General features: G+C 46.8%; 19 protein-coding genes. 18 read left to right on the top strand and 1 reads right to left on the bottom strand.

Features of this window, described 5'->3' with window-relative positions; translation table 11 throughout:
* The first annotated feature begins 6 nt into the window (after positions 1 to 6).
* From V1499_RS15855 to yihA, 10 genes are all read left to right on the top strand, one after another.
* On the top strand, positions 7 to 612 hold the full coding sequence (locus V1499_RS15855) for an XTP/dITP diphosphatase (RefSeq protein WP_409270844.1): 606 nt from the start codon (positions 7 to 9) through the stop codon (positions 610 to 612).
* A complete protein-coding gene (locus V1499_RS15850) occupies positions 612 to 1,127 on the top strand; it encodes a metallophosphoesterase (RefSeq protein WP_409270843.1) in 516 nt (171 codons plus the stop codon). Before V1499_RS15855 ends, V1499_RS15850 begins: the two co-directional genes overlap by 1 nt.
* Positions 1,128 to 2,042: 915 nt before the next feature.
* Positions 2,043 to 2,483, top strand: coding sequence for a hypothetical protein (locus V1499_RS15845; protein WP_409270842.1), 441 nt, complete (start codon positions 2,043 to 2,045; stop codon positions 2,481 to 2,483).
* A complete protein-coding gene (locus tag V1499_RS15840) occupies positions 2,410 to 3,450 on the top strand; it encodes a tetratricopeptide repeat protein (RefSeq protein ID WP_409270841.1) in 1,041 nt (346 codons plus the stop codon). The genes V1499_RS15845 and V1499_RS15840 overlap by 74 nt, the downstream gene beginning before the upstream one ends.
* A 132-nt stretch (positions 3,451 to 3,582) precedes the next feature.
* A complete protein-coding gene (gene tig / locus V1499_RS15835; RefSeq protein WP_409270840.1) occupies positions 3,583 to 4,878 on the top strand; it encodes a trigger factor in 1,296 nt (431 codons plus the stop codon).
* A gap of 114 nt (positions 4,879 to 4,992) precedes the next feature.
* Positions 4,993 to 5,313, top strand: coding sequence for a hypothetical protein (locus tag V1499_RS15830; protein WP_409270839.1), 321 nt, complete (start codon positions 4,993 to 4,995; stop codon positions 5,311 to 5,313).
* A 46-nt stretch (positions 5,314 to 5,359) separates the two neighbouring features.
* Positions 5,360 to 6,622 (top strand): ATP-dependent protease ATP-binding subunit ClpX, encoded by a 1,263-nt coding sequence (gene clpX, locus V1499_RS15825; protein ID WP_409270838.1) that lies wholly within the window; start codon positions 5,360 to 5,362, stop codon positions 6,620 to 6,622.
* A gap of 205 nt (positions 6,623 to 6,827) precedes the next feature.
* Positions 6,828 to 8,546, top strand: coding sequence for an ATP-dependent protease LonB (lonB, locus tag V1499_RS15820; protein WP_409270837.1), 1,719 nt, complete (start codon positions 6,828 to 6,830; stop codon positions 8,544 to 8,546).
* A 285-nt stretch (positions 8,547 to 8,831) separates the two neighbouring features.
* On the top strand, positions 8,832 to 11,159 hold the full coding sequence (gene lon / locus V1499_RS15815) for an endopeptidase La (protein WP_409270836.1): 2,328 nt from the start codon (positions 8,832 to 8,834) through the stop codon (positions 11,157 to 11,159).
* Complete coding sequence (gene yihA / locus V1499_RS15810; RefSeq protein WP_409270835.1) at positions 11,156 to 11,740, top strand: ribosome biogenesis GTP-binding protein YihA/YsxC; 585 nt, start codon at positions 11,156 to 11,158, stop codon at positions 11,738 to 11,740. The genes lon and yihA overlap by 4 nt, the downstream gene beginning before the upstream one ends.
* 124 nt (positions 11,741 to 11,864) lie before the next feature.
* Here the strand turns inward: yihA and V1499_RS15805 are convergent, their stop codons facing one another.
* Positions 11,865 to 12,350 carry a LiaI-LiaF-like domain-containing protein gene (locus tag V1499_RS15805; protein WP_409270834.1) on the bottom strand — a complete coding sequence of 162 codons (486 nt, stop codon included), beginning with the start codon at positions 12,348 to 12,350 and terminating at the stop codon, positions 11,865 to 11,867.
* A 259-nt stretch (positions 12,351 to 12,609) separates the two neighbouring features.
* Between V1499_RS15805 and hemA the strand changes: the two genes are divergently transcribed.
* From hemA to V1499_RS15765, 8 genes are all read left to right on the top strand, one after another.
* The gene (hemA, locus tag V1499_RS15800; RefSeq protein ID WP_409270833.1) at positions 12,610 to 13,956 is read left to right on the top strand and encodes a glutamyl-tRNA reductase; all 1,347 of its coding nucleotides are present in this window, start codon (positions 12,610 to 12,612) and stop codon (positions 13,954 to 13,956) included.
* A gap of 14 nt (positions 13,957 to 13,970) precedes the next feature.
* Positions 13,971 to 14,804, top strand: coding sequence for a cytochrome c biogenesis protein CcsA (ccsA, locus tag V1499_RS15795; RefSeq protein ID WP_409270832.1), 834 nt, complete (start codon positions 13,971 to 13,973; stop codon positions 14,802 to 14,804).
* Between the two features lie 319 nt (positions 14,805 to 15,123).
* Positions 15,124 to 16,386 carry an RNA-guided endonuclease IscB gene (gene iscB / locus V1499_RS15790; RefSeq protein WP_409270831.1) on the top strand — a complete coding sequence of 421 codons (1,263 nt, stop codon included), beginning with the start codon at positions 15,124 to 15,126 and terminating at the stop codon, positions 16,384 to 16,386.
* 52 nt (positions 16,387 to 16,438) lie between these two features.
* Positions 16,439 to 17,377: a hydroxymethylbilane synthase gene (gene hemC, locus V1499_RS15785; protein WP_409270830.1), complete on the top strand. Its 939-nt coding sequence runs from the start codon at positions 16,439 to 16,441 to the stop codon at positions 17,375 to 17,377.
* A complete protein-coding gene (locus V1499_RS15780) occupies positions 17,374 to 18,171 on the top strand; it encodes a uroporphyrinogen-III synthase (RefSeq protein ID WP_409270829.1) in 798 nt (265 codons plus the stop codon). The genes hemC and V1499_RS15780 overlap by 4 nt, the downstream gene beginning before the upstream one ends.
* 47 nt (positions 18,172 to 18,218) lie before the next feature.
* Positions 18,219 to 19,199: a porphobilinogen synthase gene (gene hemB / locus V1499_RS15775; RefSeq protein WP_409270828.1), complete on the top strand. Its 981-nt coding sequence runs from the start codon at positions 18,219 to 18,221 to the stop codon at positions 19,197 to 19,199.
* An 84-nt stretch (positions 19,200 to 19,283) separates the two neighbouring features.
* Positions 19,284 to 20,570, top strand: coding sequence for a glutamate-1-semialdehyde 2,1-aminomutase (gene hemL, locus V1499_RS15770; RefSeq protein WP_409270827.1), 1,287 nt, complete (start codon positions 19,284 to 19,286; stop codon positions 20,568 to 20,570).
* 523 nt (positions 20,571 to 21,093) lie between these two features.
* Positions 21,094 to 22,485, top strand: a complete 1,392-nt coding sequence (locus tag V1499_RS15765; protein ID WP_409270826.1) for a M48 family metallopeptidase — start codon at positions 21,094 to 21,096, stop codon at positions 22,483 to 22,485.
* Positions 22,486 to 22,669: the final 184 nt, after the last annotated feature.

The following is a 22,669-nucleotide window of genomic DNA, read 5'->3' as shown; positions in this document are numbered from 1 at the left end:
CGAACATTGGAAGAAATACTGATTGCGACAAAAAATGCGGGTAAGGCGAAGGAATTCGAAGCCATTTTTACTGCGAGAGGGGTAAAGGTCCTGACGCTGCTTGACTTCCCTGATGCCCCGGATGTAGAGGAAACAGGAACGACCTTTGCGGAAAATGCGACCCTGAAGGCGGAAACCATCTCGAAAAAGCTAGGGAAGCCGGTCATTGGGGATGACTCCGGCCTGATTGTCGATGCTCTTGATGGCCGTCCCGGCATTTTTTCAGCAAGGTATGCGGGAGAACAGAAAAACGACGACGCTAATATCGATAAGGTGCTTTCCGAACTAAAGGGAGTTCCCGAAGAAAAGCGGACCGCAAGATTCTTCTGCGCGCTTGCCATGGCGGTACCCGGAAAAGAAACGATTACCGTCCAAGGGACGTGTGAAGGACGGATATTGGAAGAACGCCGGGGCACGAATGGATTCGGCTATGACCCAGTCTTTTACGTTACTGAATTGGGCCGTGCAATGGCCGAACTGTCAAAGGATGAAAAGAATGCGATAAGCCATCGCGCCAATGCATTGAAGGCTCTTGAACGCGTTCTTGATTCTGCGGAGGCAGTGGAAGGGTAATGAAGAAGGTTCTTGTTGTAAGCGACAGCCACGGGTTGAAGGATCCGCTTACGGCCATCAAGAAGAGGCACCCCGATGTGGACGTATTCATCCATTGCGGTGATTCGGAACTGCCGAAAAATGACGACGTGCTGGAAGGCTATATCACCGTTGGCGGAAATTGCGATTTTCATCCCGGATATCCGGACGAAGAGCTGATTGATGTGGGAAGCATCAAAATTTTTGTCACCCACGGACATCTTTACTCGGTAAAATCGACGCTAATGAATATTCAGTACCGTGCCCGTGAGCTTGGCGCGAATGTTGCCTGCTTCGGCCACTCCCATCTGCTCGGAGCCGAGATGTCAGGCGGGATGCTGTTCCTGAATCCGGGAAGCATCAGGCTCCCTAGGGGAAGGAAAGAGCGGACATATCTTATCCTTGGAATTGACGGGCACAATGTCGAATTATCTGTATATGACTACGACCGTGGGGAGCTGCCAGATCTTCACCGGGTATTCTCTCTCGAACCGTAAAGCGAAGGGGCAAAAATCATGCCCCTTTTCCTTTAAAATCTCATTGACAATCAATTACTTGCCTACTATAATAATAAATGTTGTCGCACTTACATGGTGCGGATAAACGTCCCAGTAGCTCAGCACGCTGAATATGCTTCATTGAAAAACATCAGGGCACCTGCCGAGCTGCACCTTGCATACTCTACCTGAGGCAGGGGCGGGAAAATGGAATTCATTTTTATAGGCAAAAATAAATAATTATATTATCATGTCCCAGTAGCTCAGCAGGATAGAGCAACGGCCTTCAATTTAGGAGCCTCTATAGGGAAAAAGAAACCTATAGAGTGGACGACACTATATCGGTGAAGCCTTAACAGATCATGCTGATGGTAATACCGAGGAAACTTGCGCCTTTATCAAAAGGCAATGAAACCCTGAAGGATTGATCTTTTCAAGGGTAGGGGTTTTTAAAAATAATCACTTGATTATTGCAAGGTTCCGTAGAGACTACACGTGTCGCACCTGAAATGGTGAAGATATAGTCCAGACCACAAACAAATTGTTTGGTGGCGAAAGCCATAGTGGTAAGCTAAGCCGTCGGTCGGGAGTTCGAATCTCTCCTGGGACGCTATAAACCGGAAAACCGGCCATCTCATTTCGAGGTGGCCGGTATTTTTTTGTAAAAATAAGACAGCGGATTAATCGGCCTTGCTGGCCACCCAAAAACGGGTGAGTGACATTTTTTGGGCAAAATCCGGAAAAGATGTCACTCAAATCCAGATGAGTGATTTTGTGTGGCTATAATCCGGAAAGGAAGTCACTCAAACCCAGATGAGTGACTTTGTTTGGCTAAAATCCGCAAAGGAAGTCACTCAAACCAGGATGAGTGACATTGTTTGTGCAAAATCCGGATAGGAAGTCACTCAAACCCAGATGAGTGACTTTGTTTGGCTAAAATCCGGAAAGGAAGTCACTCAAATCCAGATGAGTGACTTTGTTTGTGCAAAACTCGGAAAGGAAGTCACTCAAACCAGGATGAGTGACATTATTTGGGCAAAACACAGTAAGGAAGTCACTCAAATCCAGATGAGTGACATTGTTTGGGCAAAACACAGAAAGGAAGTCACTCAAATCCAGATGAGTGACTTTGTTAGGGCAAATTCCCAAAAAGAAGTCACTCAAACTAGGATGATTTCCGGAATCGATACATACGCCACCAGAAAAGCGTGCTACCGTCCAAATTGTTTTTTGCGGGGCACCGTGCTACACTTTTTTCAACAACTACTAAGGATGATCTGCTATGAAAAAGAAGGGCCGCGAGAATATTGTCTTTTTTCCGGATGTAGAAAGGCGGCTTGCAGAAAAAGGAATTGAGGCTTTACAGGAAAAACGATTTAATGAAGCGATTGCCCTCCTTGAGCAGGGACGTGAATTGGACAAATCGAATAGCGATATCGCGGCCGCTTTGGTGCTTGCGTATTTTGAAGCGGGAGCATTGAGAAAAGCAAAGTGGCTTTGCAAGGAAATGCTGCTGGAGGGGTCTGGAGATTATTTTCAGCTTGTGGAAATGTACATCACGATCTTGATTCAGTTGCATGAATACCGGGAAATTACGGAAGTTCTTGAGGCGTTATTTGATGAAAGGGAGGTTCCAGCGGAAAAGCGGGAACACTTTATGACAATCCTGCAATTTTCCAAAAGATTGGCCGACAATGATCCACTTCCAAGTACTGATTCCGAACTCGAAGACCTCGAGGAAGATAGCCTGGAGGAACAAATCCGGCCCGGGGAAATTGATTTTTTTAAGATTCACGATTTGAAGGAACAAGTGAGGATAGCGGGAATTTTGGCTGGGCAGAACATCCAGCCGTTCCTGCCGGAAATTACCCGATTCCTGAATGACGAAAAGGGGCACCCCTTCTTCAAAACAATTCTTCTCAATGTGCTTCGAGAGCAGAATATCGACAGCGACATGAAAGTGAAAAAGTTCGGTTTTGCCATGGAAGTCAATCCGGTAATTATGCCTGCCCTACACGGTTTGCACCAGGAGCTTGAAACGGGGAAACTCCTTGCCGAGGAGCTTGAACATCGAGATCCTGTCCTGCTCGAGAATGTCCTCAGCCTGATTCAGCGTTATTACTTTGCTGCTTATCCATTTGAATTGGAGTCGGAGAACCCATCGGCGTGGGCCGCGGCTTTCCATTCCATCGCCTTGTCATACCTTGGGTCCTTGCATGATCTTGAAGGAATGGCCATGATTTATAAGGTGAAGAAAGAGGAGGTAGAGAGAGCGATTCAGTGGATTCGAAAAGTGGAGGAAATTTCTTACCCGATAATTTAGGCGCCAGAGTTGAAAGAACAAAATCGTGTGCTATAATGTAATGGTTGCAATATGTAAGCATACAATGTTTTACATAAAAAAGTAAGATTCTATCATTAATAAAATAGGAAATAGATAGCTGGAGGGAACAATATGTCTGCTACATGGGAAAAATTAGAAGGGAACCGTGGGGTTCTTACTGTAGAAGTTGGCGAAGAAAAAGTTAAAGAAGCATTGGACTTCGCTTTTAAAAAGGTTGTAACAAAAGTGAATGCGCCTGGTTTCCGTAAAGGGAAAATGCCTCGCCCGATTTTTGAAAAAATGTATGGTGTTGAAGCATTGTACCAGGATGCGATTGACTACCTTCTTCCTGAAGCATATACAAATGCAATCGACGAAACTGGCATCGAGCCAATCGACCGCCCTGAAATCGATGTTGAGCAATTTGAAAAAGGATCCAGCTTTATTTTCAAAGCAACTGTTGAAGTAAAGCCGGAAGTGAAGCTTGGCGACTATAAAGGCATCGAAGTGGAAGAATTCGACACGACCGTTACCGATGAAGATGTAAACAAGGAAATCGAAACACTTCAAACTCGCCACTCCGAGCTTGTTGTAAAAGAAGAAGGAACGGCAGAAAACGGCGATACAGTCGTTATCGATTTCAAAGGATTTGTTGATGGCGAAGCCTTCGAAGGCGGAGAAGCTGAAAACTATTCCCTTGAACTTGGTTCAGGCTCCTTCATCCCTGGTTTCGAAGAGCAGCTTGTAGGAGTTGCCACTGGCGAATCCAAGGATGTTGAAGTTTCCTTCCCGGAAGAGTACCATGCGGCTGAGCTTGCTGGAAAGCCTGCAACATTCAAGGTTACAGTCCATGAAATCAAAGCGAAGGAACTTCCTGAGCTTGATGATGAATTTGCAAAAGATGTGGATGACGAGGTTGAAACCCTTGATGAGCTAAAAGCTAAAATCAAGGAACGCCTTGAGCATGACAAGAACCACGAGAAAGAGCATCATGTCCGTGATGCTGTAGTAGAAAAAGCAGCTGCAAACGCAGAAGTTGAAATCCCTGAAGTTATGGTCCGCAATGAAACTGACCGTATGATGCAGGATTTCGAACAGCGACTGCAAATGCAAGGCATGAACCTTGAGCTGTACTTCCAGTTCTCAGGCCAGGATGAAGAAGCTCTTCGCGACCAAATGAAAGGCGATGCTGAGCAACGTGTTCGTGCAAGCCTTGTCCTTGATGCGATTGCGGAAACCGAAAAGCTTGAAGTCACTGAAGAAGACATCAATGCCGAGCTTGAAAAAATGGCAGGCATGTACAACATGACTGTGGAAAACATCATTAACGCACTAGGTGGAACGGAAGGAATCAAATCCGACCTTCAAAAGAACAAAGCTGTCGATTTCCTTATCGAAAACAGCAAAACTGTGTCCAAGTCAGAATAATAAAAGATAAGAATCATGCTCCAGCTTGTTTGCCGGGCCAATGACCTGGACAACCTGCTGGGCAGTTTCTGTAAAATATTTATTCTTCCTCCCGGGGTGGAGGCATGAATTGACATGACGCAAAAGAAAACAAGGCGCGAGTATTCGTGCCTTGTTTTATACAATTTTACGGAAACATACTATAATAAACATATACATAAAAAGAAAATCATTTTTGTCCTTTATATCCGGCTTAAGCAGCGGGAAAACTGGATAAGCTTAAAGGAGTACATATTTTTACGGAAGACACGGCAGCTGGATAAAAATGGAGAGATTGAATACGAGGTTGCAGAGAGTTATTTGTTTCAGTCAACATACAAAATGTGGTACAATGCAATACATAACGCTACTTTGCTTTTTGGAATTCTCGGACTTTCCATACAAGCTTGCCGGTAGATGCAGCTTTTAATAATGTTAATCCGTTCTTTGAGGGGTGAAAGGTTTGTTCAAATTTAATGATGAAAAAGGGCAATTAAAGTGCTCCTTCTGTGGAAAAACACAGGATCAGGTAAGAAAACTTGTTGCCGGGCCTGGTGTATATATATGTGACGAATGCATCGAATTATGTACCGAAATCGTCGAAGAAGAACTCGGCACCGAGGAAGAAGTTGAATTTAAGGATGTTCCAAAGCCAAAGGAAATCCTCGAAATCCTCGACGAATATGTCATTGGCCAGGAAAAAGCGAAAAAGTCTCTGTCTGTAGCGGTATACAACCATTACAAGCGGATCAACTCCAACAGCAAAATCGATGATGTGGAGCTGTCAAAGAGCAATATTTGTATGATTGGGCCGACAGGGAGCGGGAAAACCCTCCTTGCGCAGACACTTGCGCGCATTCTGAACGTGCCGTTTGCGATTGCCGATGCGACTTCTCTTACTGAAGCGGGGTATGTTGGTGAGGATGTTGAGAACATTCTCCTGAAATTGATCCAGGCCGCGGATTATGATGTCGAAAAGGCTGAAAAGGGAATCATTTATATCGATGAAATCGATAAAATTGCCCGCAAATCTGAAAATCCTTCCATTACACGGGATGTTTCCGGTGAAGGCGTCCAGCAGGCGCTTCTTAAAATTTTGGAAGGCACTGTAGCAAGCGTTCCTCCACAAGGCGGGAGGAAGCATCCGCATCAGGAGTTTATCCAGATCGACACGACCAATATCCTGTTCATTTGCGGTGGAGCATTTGACGGAATTGAACCAATCATTAAACGCCGCCTTGGCCAAAAGGTTATTGGTTTTGGATCCGATGTGAAACAGCAGGAAATCAGCCAAAAAGAACTTCTTTCAAAGGTCCTTCCTGAAGACCTTCTTAAGTTCGGGCTTATCCCTGAATTCATCGGCCGACTTCCGGTCATTGCGAGCCTCGAACAGCTCGATGAGTCAGCGTTGATTGAGATTTTAACAAAACCAAAGAATGCTCTTGTGAAGCAGTATCAAAAAATGCTTCAGCTTGATGAAGTTGAACTGGAATTCGAGGATGAGGCCCTTGTCGAGATTGCCAAAAAGGCAATCGAGCGTAAAACAGGCGCGCGCGGACTCCGTTCCATCATCGAGGGCATCATGCTCGATGTCATGTTTGACCTGCCGTCCCGTGATGATATTACAAAATGCATCATTACGAAGGAAACGGTTGCTGATAACAGCATTCCAAAGCTCATTCTTGAAGATGGCACCGTCATCGACGAAGAGCGCAATTCCGCCTAAGTGGATACGAATAGAAACTTAGCCAAGCTGCCTGGAAACTAATCCGGGCAGCTTTATTTATTTACGGAAAAAACGTTATCAATACCGGTTTTTTACCTTCCCTAACCTATTCCTTAAGACGAGTTTCTTGTAATTTTTTGTTTAGTGATTTCATTCAACGGAAATACTATCAAATAGCGGAACTACGTTTTCAGGAGGGAAAAGGATGAGTTGGACCGGAATCGCCCTATTTATACAACTCTTCTTTGGGATTATAATCGGGTTGTATTTTTGGAATTTATTACGAAACCAACGGACCCAGAAAGTCTCAATCGATAAAGAATCACGCAAGGAAATGGAACAGCTCAGGAAGATGAGGGCCATTTCGCTTACCGAGCCGCTCGCCGAAAAGGTTCGGCCGGCAAGCTTTGACGACATCGTTGGCCAGAAGGAAGGCATCAAGGCTCTCAAGGCTGCGCTGTGCGGCCCAAACCCCCAGCACGTCATCATTTATGGGCCTCCAGGGGTCGGAAAGACGGCTGCGGCAAGACTAGTATTGGAAGAGGCCAAAAAGAATTCAAAATCCCCGTTTGAACCATCCTCCGTCTTTGTTGAATTGGATGCGACAACAGCAAGATTTGACGAACGCGGTATAGCAGATCCCCTGATTGGATCTGTCCATGACCCGATTTACCAGGGTGCAGGGGCAATGGGCCAGGCCGGTATTCCGCAGCCGAAGCAGGGCGCGGTTACGAATGCCCATGGAGGCGTACTTTTTATTGATGAAATTGGCGAGCTTCACCCTATCCAAATGAACAAGCTCCTGAAAGTGCTTGAGGACAGGAAGGTGTTTCTTGAAAGCGCATACTATAACGAGGAAAATGGCTCGATCCCAACCCACATTCATGATATTTTTAAAAATGGCCTTCCGGCGGACTTCCGCCTGATTGGGGCAACTACCCGGACGCCGAATGAAATTCCGCCGGCAATCAGGTCGCGCTGTATGGAAGTTTTCTTCCGGGAGCTAAGCCAGGAAGAAATCAGTATCGTCGCCAAAAAGGCGGCCGATAAAGTGGGGATGTCCATTCCGGAAACGGGGCTTGAAATCCTTTCGAATTACGCGCGCAATGGGCGCGAGGCCGTCAATATGGTACAGACCGCGGCCGGGCTGGCGATAACGGAAGACCGGAAAGATATCAAAGAGGAAGACATTGAATGGGTTATCCATTCAAGCCAGGCGACACCGAGGATGGAACGGAAAATCAATGATATTCCAGCGATTGGCCTTGTGAACGGCCTTGCTGTTTATGGGCCTAACTCCGGGGCGCTGCTTGAAATTGAGGTGACTGTCATCCCCGCAAAAGAGAAGGGTTCAATTAACATTACGGGCATCGTTGAGGAAGAAAGCATCGGCGGCCAGGGAAAATCCATTCGCAGAAAATCGATGGCGCGCGGTTCAATTGAAAATGTTATTACCGTTCTGAGAACAATGGGAGTCCCAGCGGATGAATACGATATCCACGTAAACTTCCCGGGCGGAATCCCGATTGATGGGCCATCTGCGGGTATTTCGATGGCAACAGGAATTTATTCGGCCATTTATCAGGTTCCGGTGGATAACAAGGTGGCAATGACAGGCGAAATCTCCATCCATGGGAACGTAAAGCCGATTGGCGGCGTTTTTGCCAAAGTGATGGCGGCAAAGAAAGCTGGTGCCAAAACGGCGATCATACCAGCTGAAAATATGCAATCCATCCTGAAGGAAATTGATGGAATCAAAATTGTGCCGGTCAGCCATTTAAGCGAAGTGCTTGAAATTGCGGTCTCCAAAGATGCACCAAAAAATGCAGGGGCTCCTAAAGGGGTTGCCAATATGATTACGGATCTCGGTGAAAGTAACGTCATAACGGCGTCCAATCAGCTATCCAAGAAAGAATCGGTTTAAACGCCCCGCGGGAAAGCGTGTTCAGGAGGAAAAACCAACAGAACATTAAGACACGAAAACCATAAAAAGAAACTTCGGTTGCATTGCAGGGCCGAAGTTTCTTTTTTCGGAAAAGAAGGGACATATTTCGGGCCGGTCATAATAATACTAAGCAATGGGCAGACCTTTTCCAACAAACGGGAGCGGTAACGATATATTAGACACGGTTTACCAAATAAGATAGAATTGTACAAAGACAAATCCTAACTTTAGGATAATTGAATGCATTTTGGAGGTGCAAGGGTAATGGCGGAAACGAATGAAAAAGTCGTCCCCCTTTTGCCGCTTCGGGGTTTGCTGGTTTATCCAACAATGGTACTCCATTTGGATGTAGGCCGGGAGAAATCCGTTCAGGCACTCGAAAAAGCGATGGTTGATGACCATCTGATTTTTTTAACCACTCAAAAGGATATTTCGATAGATGAGCCATCCGAGGATGACCTTTATACGATCGGGACACTGACAAGGGTTAAGCAGATGCTCAAGCTCCCAAACGGTACAATCCGTGTGTTGGTGGAAGGGCTTAACCGGGCGGAAATTGTGACGTTCGAGGATTTGGACGATCACTTTTCTGTGACTGTGAAACTATTTGAGGACAAGGAAACGAAGGATGTTGAAGACCAGGCTTTGATGAGGACGATGCTGGATTATTTCGAGCAATACATAAAGATGTCGAAAAAAATCTCGGCGGAAACGTACTCATCTGTCGCCGATATCGAAGAGCCTGGGAGGATGGCGGATATTATTTCTTCCCACTTGCCGCTGAAGCTCAAGGATAAGCAGGAAATCCTTGAAACCATCGATGTAAAGAAACGTATGTCCAAGGTCGTTGACATCATTCACAACGAAAAGGAAGTCCTGAACCTTGAAAAGAAAATTGGCCAGCGTGTAAAACGGTCGATGGAACGGACCCAGAAGGAATATTATTTGCGCGAGCAAATGAAAGCCATCCAAAAGGAACTGGGTGAAAAAGAGGGCAAGACAGGCGAAATCGCCGAACTGACAGAAAAAATCGAGCTTGCCGGCATGCCGGAAAATGTCAAGGAAACTGCGTTCCGCGAACTCGACCGGTACGAAAAGGTCCCTTCAAGCTCGGCGGAAAGCGCTGTTATCCGCAATTATATCGATTGGCTTGTGGCATTGCCGTGGACGAAGAAAACAGACGATGACCTGGATATCGACCGAGCTGAAAAAATCCTGAACGAGGACCATTACGGCCTGGAAAAGGTAAAGGAACGGGTGCTGGAGTATCTAGCTGTCCAAAAACTGACCAATTCCCTAAAAGGTCCGATCCTTTGCCTCGCGGGCCCTCCGGGGGTCGGAAAAACAAGTTTGGCGAGGTCGATTGCACGGTCACTGAACCGCAATTTCATCCGAGTCTCGCTCGGCGGTGTCCGTGATGAATCGGAAATCCGCGGCCACAGAAGGACATATGTCGGCGCGATGCCAGGCAGGATTATTCAAGGGATGAAAAAAGCGGGAACAACGAATCCTGTTTTCCTCCTTGATGAAATCGATAAGATGTCGAGCGATTTCCGCGGTGACCCATCTGCTGCGATGCTTGAGGTGCTCGATCCCGAACAAAACTACAATTTCAGCGATCATTATATTGAAGAACCTTATGACCTATCAAAGGTGATGTTCATCGCAACGGCGAACAACCTTGCGACCATTCCCGGGCCGCTCCGTGACCGGATGGAGATCATCACGATTGCCGGCTATACGGAAATCGAAAAGGTCCATATTACAAAGGACCATTTGCTGCCAAAACAAATCAAGGAAAACGGCCTTTCAAAAGGCACCTTGCAGGTTAGGGAAGACGCAATTCTGAAAACCGTCCGCTATTACACCAGGGAAGCAGGCGTGCGGAGCCTTGAGCGGCAAATGGCGACAATTTGCCGGAAAACGGCGAAAATCATCGTTGCCGGCGAGAAAAAGAAGGTCGTCGTCACGGAAAAGAATCTCGAGGAATTCCTCGGAAAGCCAAAGTTCCGCTACGGCCAGGCCGAGCTTGAGGATCAGGTGGGCGTCGCGACAGGACTCGCCTATACGACGGTAGGCGGTGACACTCTGCAAATCGAGGTTTCCATTTCTCCGGGGAAAGGAAAGCTTGTCTTGACCGGAAAGCTTGGCGATGTGATGAAGGAATCGGCCCAGGCGGCTTTCAGCTACATCCGTTCAAAGGCGGAGGAGCTTGGAATCGAACCGGACTTCCATGAAAAGCATGATATCCATATCCACGTACCGGAGGGTGCTGTGCCAAAAGACGGCCCATCTGCGGGGATTACAATCGCTACGGCTCTTGTTTCGGCGCTTTCAGGGCGGCCAATCCGCCGCGAAGTCGGAATGACCGGTGAAATTACGTTGCGGGGAAGGGTGCTTCCAATTGGCGGATTGAAAGAGAAGACGCTAAGCGCCCATCGTGCGGGGCTCACGAAAGTGATTTTACCAAAGGATAATGAAAAAGATATTGATGATATTCCAGAGAGTGTGCGCAATGAAATGCAATTCGTGCTCGTTTCCCATGTGGATGAGGTGCTGAAGCACGCACTGTCGGATGGGGGAAGAGCATGAAAGTAACAAGCGCGGAAATTGTAATAAGCGCGGTGAAGCCGGATCAGTATCCTGATTCCGCTTTGCCGGAGTTCGCGCTTGCCGGCCGTTCAAATGTCGGCAAGTCGTCGTTTATCAATAAAATGCTGAACCGGAGGAGCCTGGCGAGGACATCATCGAAGCCAGGGAAGACGCAGACGCTGAATTTCTACCTTATTAATGAAGAGCTGTTTTTTGTGGATGTGCCTGGTTATGGGTACGCGAAGGTGTCGAAGAAGGAGCGCGAGGCGTGGGGTAAAATGATCGAGACGTATATCACGACACGCGAGCAGCTGAAGGCGGTCGTCCTGATTACGGACCTGCGCCATCCGCCGACTTCTGACGACCGGATGATGTATGATTTCCTGAAGCACCACGGTATCCCTTGCATCATTATCGCGACGAAGGCAGATAAAATTCCAAGGGGAAAATGGCAGAAGCATTTGAAGGTGACCAAGGAAACGCTCGAAGTGGAGAAGGATGACCCGATTGTCCTTTTTTCCTCGGAAACCGGGGAAGGAAAGGACAAGATGTGGGCGCTTTTCCAGGAATATATGGACTGATTCGATTGTAGAATAGTACAGGAAAAGGCCTGGCAGCAAGGATTGGAGAACAACCCTTTTGCCAGGCCTTTTTTAAAAGATGGCCACCCTATTAATCTTTTGCCACGGCTGCAAAACCGGACTATCATTTCCTTCTAGCGAATACAAACCAGGCCCCAATTGCGATCAAGAGGATGGGCCAGAATTTCCAGGCGAGCGACATATTGTTCTGGACGACACCGAGCCAGGCCCCTACTTTATCCGTGAACAGGAGAAGGATGGTAACCAAAAGGAAAAGGAGCCCTTGAAACAGTCCGATTCCCGTCTTTTGATAGCGAAGCAAAAAGCCAAGGGCGATAATGGCGATGAACGAGCCGATATGGTCCGGCCAGAACGGCACCTTGCCGGCTACATGAAAATGGAGGCCGAATCCGGCCAGGATCGTACCGGGAAGGATGGCATCATGGTCCCTTGTAAAATAGCCCTGGCACAGGAAGGCAACCCCGACAATGATGAGCAGTGTCGGCCAGGTATAATAGTTTTGAAGGAAGGAAACTCCCGATTGCTGGAGAAAAAAATATGCCCCGAAACCGATCAGGACAATTCCAGGGAATAATTGCTGGTTCTTCATCGTTCCTACACTCGCTTCCAGTAAGGTTCTCTTGATATATGGCGTTTTATTTGCTAATGTACATAAGGATGGATAAATTTTTCAAGGTGATGGCTGAACGTTCAGCCGTAGAGAAAATAAGGCTGGCTGTGGCCCCATCGCCTTTATCATAACATAGAGTTTCGGTTTCTGTTCACATTTTTCGGGCAAACAGAGAAATCGCCCGTGATATAATCTGAGTAGTTAGTTACGTGATTAAGTTGGGGGTGTTATTAACTAGATGCATATTTTAGTGGTAGGACTCAATTATAAAACCGCCCCAGTTGAAATCCGTGAGCGGCTTACATTTAAACAGGATGAACTTCGGTTGGCGGCCAGGACACTAAAGGGAAAAAAGGCGATTCTCGAGAACGTCATCCTGTCGACGTGCAACCGCACTGAGATTTATGCTGTCGTCGATCAGATTCATACTGGCAGGTACTATATAAAGGAATTTCTTTCCGAGTGGTTTGGGCTTGAACAAAGTGAGTTTACGCCGTTTCTGTTCATTTATGATGGGGACGGGGCTGTTGAACACTTGTTCAATGTCGCTTGCGGCCTCAACTCGATGATTCTTGGCGAAACACAGATACTTGGCCAAGTCCGTTCGAGCTTCCTCCTTTCCCAGGAAGAAGAAACAACTGGAACGGTATTCAACCATCTCTTTAAACAAGCTATTACAGTTGCAAAACGCGGCCATGCTGAAACTGATATCGGTGCTAACGCCGTTTCCGTCAGCTATGCGGCAGTCGAACTTGCAAAAAAAATATTTGGATCGCTTGAAAATAAGCATGTCCTGATTTTCGGTGCCGGGAAAATGGGTGAGCTTGCCGCCCAGAACCTGCATGGAAACGGGGTTGGCAGTGTCACTGTTATAAACCGGACATTTGAAAAGGCGCAGCAGCTTGCCGGCCGTTTCGGAGGCAGTGCGAAACTGCTATCGGAACTGCAATGCTCGCTTGTCGAAGCGGATATTGTCATTAGTTCAACCGGTTCGGATAATTTCGTTATTTCGAAGGAAACAATGGAACAGGTCGAAAAGCTGCGCAAGGGCAAACCGCTGTTCATGGTTGACATCGCGGTGCCCCGCGACATTGACCCGAGGATTTCCGAATTGAATAATGTCTTTTTATATGACATCGACGACCTTGAAGGCATCGTCGAAGCGAACATCCAGGAACGCAAAAAAGCGGCCGCCGTCATCATGATGATGATTGAAAAGGAAATTGTCGATTTCAAACAGTGGCTTGGCATGCTAGGCGTCATCCCAGTCATCTCGGCGCTAAGGGAAAAAGCACTTGCGATCCAGGCCGAAACGATGACAAGCATTGAACGCAAGATTCCAAACCTTTCCGACAGGGATAAAAAGGTATTGAACAAGCATACAAAGAGCATAATTAATCAGCTGCTTAAAGATCCGATCCTCCAGGCCAAAGAGCTCGCCGCACGCCCTGATGCCGAAGAGGCACTGGACTTGTTTATGACAATCTTTGATATTAAAGAGCTTGTCGAAGAGCAACCACAATCGAAAGCAGCCGAAACCAATAAAGGTATGGTTCATGCACCGCAGGCTTCCTTTCAGTCATAAGAGAGGTAATGTCTATGTTTGACATCCATATGACGCGACTGCACGAATTGACGGTTATTGTTTATGCCATAAGCGTGCTGTTATATTTCTTTGATTTTATCCACCATAACCGGAAGGCGAACCGTATTGCCTTCTGGTTACTTGCATTTGTATGGATTTTGCAGACGCTTTTTTTATTTTTATATATGGTGAAAACGGGCCGGTTCCCGGTTCTCACGATAATGGAAGGGCTTTATTTTTATGCATGGGTGCTTGTGTCTTTGTCGCTTGCGATCAACCGGCTGCTGAAGATGGATTTCATCGTTTTTTTCACGAATATCCTTGGGTTCATCGTCATGGCGATCCATATCTTCGCACCAATGCAGTATGAGTCGCATGTCATAGGTGAACAGCTCATTTCGGAGCTCCTCTTGATCCATATTACGATGGCGATCCTGTCTTACGGGGCTTTTTCAATGTCATTTGTATTTTCATTGCTGTATCTGGTCCAGTATGACTTGCTTAAAAGGAAAAAGTGGGGGACAAGGCTTGTCCGGATTGCGGACCTCTCACGGCTTGAGCATTTTTCCTACCTGCATGCGGTCATTGGCGTCCCAATGCTTTTGTTAAGCCTGATCCTTGGTTTGCAGTGGGCGTTCATTAAAGTGCCTGACATGCCATGGTACGATATGAAGGTCATCGGCTCCTTCCTGCTGTTGGCCACCTACAGCGTTTATTTGTATTTACGGATTGCGAAAAGCATGGCCGGCAAATCGCTGGCTTTATGGAATATCGCTTCCTTCCTATTTGTTTTGATTAACTTCTTCCTTTTTGGAAAATTGTCGTCATTTCACTTTTGGTATTCGTAGACTAGGAGCTCGGAACAGTTAGTGAAGAACCATAAAAAATGCATCAAACCATACTAAAATGAAACCCAAACGTTTTGGATGAGACTGTTCTGTGCTCTCAAGCCTAAGTGAGTGTAGTTTCCTGAAAGGGAAATAGCACGATGAACTACGTTAGTGGAATCAGGTAAAGAAACACCTGCGGATGTGTCCACCAGTCTGCTGCTCTGTTAGCTATGAGGAAGACCGTTTCCTAGGGTTTGGAAACTAAACGCCGAAATAGCATGTCCTATCCATTGACTTTGGCAAGGAGGAAAATACCCGTAATGGAGGTTGGTCAGAAATGACCCATTGTTTTGTGCTAGATGCGCAAGGCCGCAAATTATCTCCAACAAAAGAAAAACGAGCATGGTATTTAATTCGGAAACAGAAAGCTATTTTGAAATGCAAATTTCCTATGGTGATTCAACTTGTAAGGGAAGTGCCGGAGGAAGAGATTGATTCAACACCCATACATCTAGGCATTGACGATGGTTCCAAGTTAGTTGGGATTGCTTTAGTACAAGGATGCGGGACTGAAAATAAGCCTGTATTCAAAGGAACCATTGAACTTCGAATAGATGTAAAGGAAAAATTGGCAGTAAGGCGCGGGCATCGGCGATACAGGAGACAACACAAAAAGTATCGTCCAGCTCGGTTTGATAATCGTTCTTCTTCAAGAAAAGAAGGGGGGATTCCTCCAAGCATCAGACAGAAGAAAGATTCTATCTTGCGAGTAGTGAGGCAGCTAACCAAATGGGTGCGTATCGATCAAATATTTTTAGAAGATGTCTTAATCGATATTCGTGCGCTGGAAAAAGGCTATAAACCATATCGATGGGAATACCAACAAAGCAATCGCCTAGATGAAAATATAAGAAAGGCAGCCATTCTTCGGGACCGAAATACGTGTCAAGATTGCGGTGCAACAAACACCAGAATGGAAGTGCATCACATTACACCAAGGCGTTTAAACGGCAGTAATTCCATTCATAATTTAATAACACTCTGTTCAACTTGTCATGAAAAAATAGCAGGGGAAGAGTTGCTCCACAGTCAAAGATTCTATCGAAAGATTAAGGGGAGAAGCATTTCTTTCAGCGATGCAATGCATGTAATGCAGGGGAAAACCTATCTGCAAAAAGCTTTGAAAGAAATAGCCCCAGTAAACCTTACAACCGGTGGAGATACAGCAAATAAGCGAATTGATTGGGATATTGAAAAGACTCATGCAAATGACTCCATTGTAATTTGTAATTTAAGGGTAAACCCAGAACAATGTGAGATGAAAGATTGGGTCATAAAACCCATGAAAAAAAGGTCAAACAAGAAAATAAAATCGGCAAACGGTATTTATCACCGGGATTTTGTAAGGTATACAAAACGTAACGGGGAATCTTATATTGCTTATATCACGGCTTTATATCCAGAAAGAAATCAATGTAACATGACAACCATTGATGGAAAGGTCTTGAAAAGATACGGTCTTTCAAGACTATCCTTAATATGGCGTTTTAACAAGATTTATTGGTTAATAAATTCAAATGAAGGAGGTGAATCCTGGTAGCATTATAAGGTAAGAGTTACAGTTTGTTACACTTTTTGTTACCAGGCTTTTTATGAGAAAAATAATAGTAGGTTCCAGACGCAGTAAATTGGCATTGACACAAACGAATTGGGTCATCGAACAATTGAAAAAAATTGCCGGCCCTTCCTTTGAATTCGAAGTGAAGGAAATCGTGACAAAAGGGGACCGAATCCTTGATGTGACGCTATCAAAAGTTGGCGGCAAAGGCCTTTTTGTAAAAGAAATTGAACAGGCGATGATGGATAAAGAGATCGATATGGCTGTCCACAGCATGAAGGATATGCCGGCTGTTTTGCCGGAAGGCCTCACAATCGGCTGCATTCCGTTCCGTGAGGACCATCGTGACGCGCTTATTTCAAAAGGGCATGTGAAGCTTGCCGACCTGCCTCCTGGTGCGGTAGTCGGAACGAGCAGCCTGCGCCGGAGCTCACAGCTTCTATTGAACCGGCCGGACCTTGAAATCAAGTGGATTCGCGGTAATGTCGATACCCGCCTTGAAAAGCTCAACAATGGGGAATACGATGCGATCATCCTAGCCGCCGCAGGCCTCTCCCGCCTCGGTTGGTCAAAAGAAGTCGTTACGGAGTTCATTGATGCGGATTTGTGCATCCCGGCTATCGGGCAGGGAGCGTTGGCGATTGAATGCCGTGAGGATGATCAGGAGTTGCTCGCTATTTTTGAAAAATTCACCTGCAAACAAACCGCCCTTGCTGTCAGGGCCGAGCGCTCCTTCCTGAAAAAAATGGAAGGGGGCTGCCAGGTTCCAATCGGTGGTTTCGCAACAGCAGAAGAGAATGGTGACATCACGCTGAATGTGCTTGTCGCTTCACCAGATGGAAAGGAAGTTTACAAGGATACGGTTACAGGCAACGATCCCGAAGCGCTGGGTGAGAAAGCTGCCGACCTTTTGATTGAAAGAGGCGCCAAGCAATTGATTGACCGGGTTAAAGAGGAGCTGGACCGTGAATGAATCCGCCGCTGCCCCTAAGCAATAAAAAAGTGCTTGTACCAAGGGGAGCGGACCATGCCAAATCGTTTTCCCGGCTCATTGAAAAGCATGGAGGGATTCCAGTCGAAATCCCTCTTATTTCCTTTAGGCCGGTTGGGATGGACGAAACCCTGCAACATATACTCGCGAATATTGATTCGTATGACTGGATTGTATTCACAAGCAATGTGACCGTCGATACCTTCCTCTCCTTTTGTCAGGAAGGAAGTTTCGCAAAACCGCCTAAGATTGCAGCAATCGGGGATAGGACGGGCCTTTTTTTAAAAGAAAGAGGGTTTGACACGGACTTTATTCCAAGCAAATACGTAGCCGAGGTATTCGCCGAGGAGTTCCTCGCACATATTAACAGCGGGTGCAGGGTCCTCATCCCGAAAGGAAACCTGGCAAGGGAACATATTGCAAACATGCTAAGGAAGCATGGGCACACAGTGGATGAAATTGTCGTCTATGAAACGTACTTGCCTGAAGAAAGCAAAATGAAGCTAAAAGAAATGCTGTTTAAAAGGGAGCTTGATATCCTGATGTTCACGAGCCCGTCTACGGTCAACCACTTCATCGAGGCCGTGGGGGAGGAAGAGCTAAAGGAACTGGCAAACCGCTGTGTTGTCGCGTGCATCGGCCCGGTTACGGAAAAACGGCTGAAGTCACTCGGAATTGTAGTCCATGCAAGCCCCGGCCAATACACAGTGGAAGATATGGTCAACAGCACCATCGACTATTTGGAAAGCATTGATAAACAAGATAAAATGGAATAGAGAAATGAATTTTGGCTTTTTGCCAGAAATGTCCGGAGGTTAGCAAAATGGAACTTCAATTTTCACGTCACCGCCGCTTGCGCACAAGCGCGAACATGAGGGCTTTGGTAAGGGAAACACATCTTCACGCTACGGATTTTATTTACCCTCTTTTCATCATTGAAGGGGAGAACATCAAGAACGAGGTCCCTTCAATGCCAGGCGTATTCCAGTTTTCAATGGATTTGCTTGGAGAGGAAATCGATGACATCGTTTCGCTTGGCATTAAGTCCGTCATCCTGTTCGGGGTTCCGGCAACGAAGGATGAATGCGGTTCAGGCGCATACCACGACCACGGAATCGTCCAGGTAGCGACCCGGTTTATCAAGGAACGCCATCCAGAGATGATTGTTGTCGCGGATACATGCCTTTGCGAATATACGAGCCATGGCCACTGCGGCGTTGTGGAAGGAAACCGCGTCCTAAACGATCCATCGCTCGAGCTATTGGTGCAGACGGCGGTCAGCCAGGCGAAAGCGGGGGCGGATATAATCGCGCCTTCCAACATGATGGATGGTTTTGTCGCGGCTATCCGAGCCGGCCTGGATGAGGCTGGTTTTGAAGAAGTACCGATCATGAGCTATGCGGTCAAATATTCATCCGCATTCTACGGCCCGTTCCGCGATGCTGCTGACAGTACGCCGCAGTTCGGGGACAGGAAAACGTACCAGATGGATCCAGCGAACAGGCTCGAGGCGATGCGTGAAGCGGAATCCGATGTACTTGAAGGAGCCGACTTCTTGATTGTCAAGCCAGGCCTTCCATACCTTGATATTGTCCGCGATGTGAAAAACAACTTCAATCTGCCGGTCGTCATCTACAATGTCAGCGGCGAGTATGCAATGGTGAAAGGCGGAGCCCAAAACGGCTGGATAGACGAGAAGGCAGTCGTCCTTGAAATGCTGACAGGAATGAAGCGCGCGGGCGCCGATTTGATCATCACCTATCACGCAAAAGACGCCGCCCGCTGGCTGAAAGAGCAGAAGTAAACGGAGGAGTATCACTTTTCCGCCAGAGCTTATGTACGGTTTTAAAAGGCCAACGCCTATCCTAAAAAAGAAAGAGGGAAAGCCATGCGCTCATACGATAAATCAATCGAAGCATTCAAAGAAGCAAAAACGCTTATGCCAGGTGGGGTAAACAGCCCTGTGCGCGCCTTCAAATCGGTCAATATGGACCCGATTTTCATGGCCCGCGGGAAAGGGTCGAAAATCTACGACATCGATGGCAATGAGTACATCGACTACGTCCTTTCATGGGGCCCGCTGATTCTCGGCCACACGAACGACAGGGTTGTTGAAGCGATTAAAAAGGTTGCCGAGCTGGGTACAAGCTACGGCGCGCCAACCTTGATGGAAAATGAATTGGCGAAGCTTGTAATCGAACGTGTCCCATCGATTGAAGTCATCCGGATGGTATCCTCAGGCACTGAAGCCACGATGAGTGCGCTCCGACTGGCGAGGGGCTATACAGGAAGGAATAAAATCCTTAAGTTCGAAGGCTGCTACCACGGCCACGGCGATTCCTTGCTAATCAAAGCCGGATCCGGAGTCGCGACACTCGGTTTGCCGGACAGCCCTGGCGTTCCGGAAGGCATTGCCAAAAACACGATTACCGTGCCTTATAATGACATGGATAGCGTCCGCTATGCGTTCAAAGAGTTCGGTGAGGACATTGCCGGCGTCATCGTCGAGCCGGTTGCTGGAAACATGGGCGTTGTCCCTCCTGTTCCTGGATTCCTGGAAGGATTGCGTGAAATCACTTCCGAATATGGCGCATTACTGATTTTTGATGAAGTCATGACCGGCTTCCGTGTCGATTATAACTGCGCGCAAGGTTATTTCGGCGTAACGCCTGATTTAACCTGCCTTGGCAAGGTCATCGGCGGCGGCCTTCCTGTTGGCGCTTACGGCGGCCGCGCGGAAATCATGGAGCAAATCGCGCCAAGCGGACCGATCTACCAGGCTGGCACCCTGTCCGGAAACCCGCTTGCGATGACTGCGGGCTATGAAACCTTGGTGCAGCTGACCCCGGAACATTATGTTGAGTTCCGCCGGAAAGCCGATTTGCTCGAAAAAGGCTTGACGGAAGCTGCTGTAAAACACGGCATCCCGCACCGAATCAACCGCGCCGGCTCCATGATTGGCATCTTCTTCACAAACGAAGAGGTCATTAACTATGAAAGGGCCAAGACATCCAATCTTGAATTCTTCGCCCAATACTACCGTGAAATGGCCGACCAGGGCGTGTTCCTTCCGCCATCCCAATTCGAGGGATTGTTCCTGTCCACCGCCCACACGGATGAAGATATTGAAAAAACAATCAAAGCCGCTGAAAATGCGTTTTCAAAGCTTAAATAATGGTTGCTGCCCCTGCCGGGATTATGTTTTCGGCGGGGGTTTTATTATTTTGGGGTTTTGTAGGCCGCGGGATTGGAGTGAGACGGTTTCGGAGTAAGGATGATCTTGTAACTTTCTTCATAAACTCGATGAAGACAGTTTCAAGTTGCGAATGGATTCCAAAGTGTCTTCATAACCTCGATGAAGACAGTTTTGTGGTGTGAATTTGTTTCAAAGTGTCTTCATAACCTCGATGAAGACAGTTTTGTGGTGTGAATGGGTTCCAAATTGTCTTCATAAGACCAATGAAGACAATTTCGAGTTGCGAATGGATTCCAAAGTGTCTTCATAATCTCGATGAAGACAGTATTGTGGTGTGAATTGGTTTCAAAGTGTCTTCATAACCTGGTAAAGCCAATTTTAAAGAGATAACTCTAGTTGATGTGGTGCCATATGCTCTTTTTACCAAAAAGAGGCAAGTGACATTTTTTTAAAAACCACCTATAATTTCTCTTATCTGACATTAAAGGGGACAAAGAAACAATTGAACCAGCATGTCCAAGTGCCGATGAATTTAATCTACCGGAAAGAAAAGATTTACTTTTGGATTGTCTTCTTCTTTAGCATTCTTTCATATTTCCTTTTGGCGATTACAATCATTGGCCTGCCCATTCTAATAGGGCTGTTTATTTTTTCATTTTTGCTTCATGGCCTTATGATGGGGCAAATCAGGACGAATGCAGTAAAACTGTCGCCTGCGCAGTTTCCGGAAGTCTACACGAAAGTGGAAGAGCTATCCGCGAAAATGGGGCTCAAAAAGGTGCCGGATGTGTATGTAATGCAGTCAGGTGGAGCATTGAATGCGTTCGCCACTCGCTTTTTCCGAAAAAGTATGGTTGTTGTTTATTCGGAGATTTTTGATTTGATTGAGGAAGGCTGCGAGGAAGAACTGACGTTTGTTCTTGCGCATGAACTTGCCCATATTAAGCGTAACCACCTGGGGAAAATGGCGTTCATTCTTCCGTCAATGTGGATTCCGGGACTTGCGGAAATGTATTTGCGTGCCTGTGAATACACGTGTGACCGTTATGCCGCCTATTATAGCGGCAATCCGAGTGCTGCCAAAACGAGCCTTGCGATGCTGGCGATAGGCAAAAAAACGTTTTACCGTGTGAATCAGCAGGAATATATGAATCAAATAAACCAGGAAAAAGGCTTTTTTGTTTGGCTGAGCGAAATTTTGTCGACGCATCCACCTCTCCCGAAGAGAATCCATGAAATCGAGTTATTCTTTGGTGGAGTAGAATCTTCCGTTATTTTTCGAAAAAGAAGCTTTCGGCACTTTGGCTATGCTTTGGTAATTGTCCTCCTATTCGGTGGATTTGTTGCATCGGTTTGGTCCAGCTTGAGTGCTTTTGGTTCACTAGATCCTTTCCCAGAAGCTGAAGAAGATTCTTGGAGCGTGGATGAAAATTCGCCGCTCATTCAGGTCGTCATAGAAGGCGACCTCGCAAAGGCAGAGAAGCTTGCCAAGGATGGCGCAGACCTCGAATTCGAGGATTACAACAGCTACACGGCAATGGATTGGGCCATCAAATCCGGGAATACGAAGATGGTCAAACTCCTCCTTGATGAAGGGGCCGACCCGAACTATGAAACTGGCTATTCAATGACGCCGCTTATGACGGCAGCCGAAAAGGGCAATCCTGAAATGGTCAGATTGCTCAAAGCGGCCGGAGCGGACGTGAATTACCAGGAGTCCGTAGAAGGCACGACAGCCCTCATGTACGCGGCAATGGGAGATAACGAGGAGACAGTCAAGCTGTTGCTTGAATATGGTGCCGACCCAGCAATCAAGGACTATTCAAACATGACCGCGTATATGTACGCGATTGATACCGGCATCGAAAAAATTGCTAGTCTATTAAAACCGTAATTGATGTGAACGCATGGGCTTCCATGCGTTTTTTTGTGCTTGATTTTGGATGGTTGTGATAGGGGTTGGTTGTTATGAGTGACAGCTATTAGCAAAAAGCCGGGGTGGGTTATCATGCAAATTCTGTTTGAGTGATAGAGATTTGAGCGGTGGCCGAAGAGGTGTCGCACAAATCCTGTTGAGC

The sequence above is a fragment of the Neobacillus oceani genome, from assembly GCF_046237595.1.
In the GTDB taxonomy this organism is placed as follows: domain Bacteria; phylum Bacillota; class Bacilli; order Bacillales; family Cytobacillaceae; genus Bacillus_D; species Bacillus_D oceani.
Note: the sequence above shows the minus strand (reverse complement) of the source record. Positions and strands in the feature narration are given on the sequence as shown.

What these genes read in the sequence shown, in the direction of transcription:
- V1499_RS15850 (WP_409270843.1), top strand. Translation starts at nt 612, where the DNA reads ATGAAGAAGGTTCTTGTTGTAAGCGACAGCCACGGGTTGAAGGATCCG.
- V1499_RS15845 (WP_409270842.1), top strand. Translation starts at nt 2,043, where the DNA reads ATGAGTGACTTTGTTTGGCTAAAATCCGGAAAGGAAGTCACTCAAATC.
- V1499_RS15840 (WP_409270841.1), top strand. Translation starts at nt 2,410, where the DNA reads ATGAAAAAGAAGGGCCGCGAGAATATTGTCTTTTTTCCGGATGTAGAA.
- tig (WP_409270840.1), top strand. Translation starts at nt 3,583, where the DNA reads ATGTCTGCTACATGGGAAAAATTAGAAGGGAACCGTGGGGTTCTTACT.
- V1499_RS15830 (WP_409270839.1), top strand. Translation starts at nt 4,993, where the DNA reads ATGACGCAAAAGAAAACAAGGCGCGAGTATTCGTGCCTTGTTTTATAC.
- lonB (WP_409270837.1), top strand. Translation starts at nt 6,828, where the DNA reads ATGAGTTGGACCGGAATCGCCCTATTTATACAACTCTTCTTTGGGATT.
- lon (WP_409270836.1), top strand. Translation starts at nt 8,832, where the DNA reads ATGGCGGAAACGAATGAAAAAGTCGTCCCCCTTTTGCCGCTTCGGGGT.
- yihA (WP_409270835.1), top strand. Translation starts at nt 11,156, where the DNA reads ATGAAAGTAACAAGCGCGGAAATTGTAATAAGCGCGGTGAAGCCGGAT.
- V1499_RS15805 (WP_409270834.1), bottom strand. Translation starts at nt 12,350, where the DNA reads ATGAAGAACCAGCAATTATTCCCTGGAATTGTCCTGATCGGTTTCGGG.
- hemA (WP_409270833.1), top strand. Translation starts at nt 12,610, where the DNA reads ATGCATATTTTAGTGGTAGGACTCAATTATAAAACCGCCCCAGTTGAA.
- ccsA (WP_409270832.1), top strand. Translation starts at nt 13,971, where the DNA reads ATGTTTGACATCCATATGACGCGACTGCACGAATTGACGGTTATTGTT.
- iscB (WP_409270831.1), top strand. Translation starts at nt 15,124, where the DNA reads ATGACCCATTGTTTTGTGCTAGATGCGCAAGGCCGCAAATTATCTCCA.
- hemC (WP_409270830.1), top strand. Translation starts at nt 16,439, where the DNA reads ATGAGAAAAATAATAGTAGGTTCCAGACGCAGTAAATTGGCATTGACA.
- V1499_RS15780 (WP_409270829.1), top strand. Translation starts at nt 17,374, where the DNA reads ATGAATCCGCCGCTGCCCCTAAGCAATAAAAAAGTGCTTGTACCAAGG.
- hemB (WP_409270828.1), top strand. Translation starts at nt 18,219, where the DNA reads ATGGAACTTCAATTTTCACGTCACCGCCGCTTGCGCACAAGCGCGAAC.
- hemL (WP_409270827.1), top strand. Translation starts at nt 19,284, where the DNA reads ATGCGCTCATACGATAAATCAATCGAAGCATTCAAAGAAGCAAAAACG.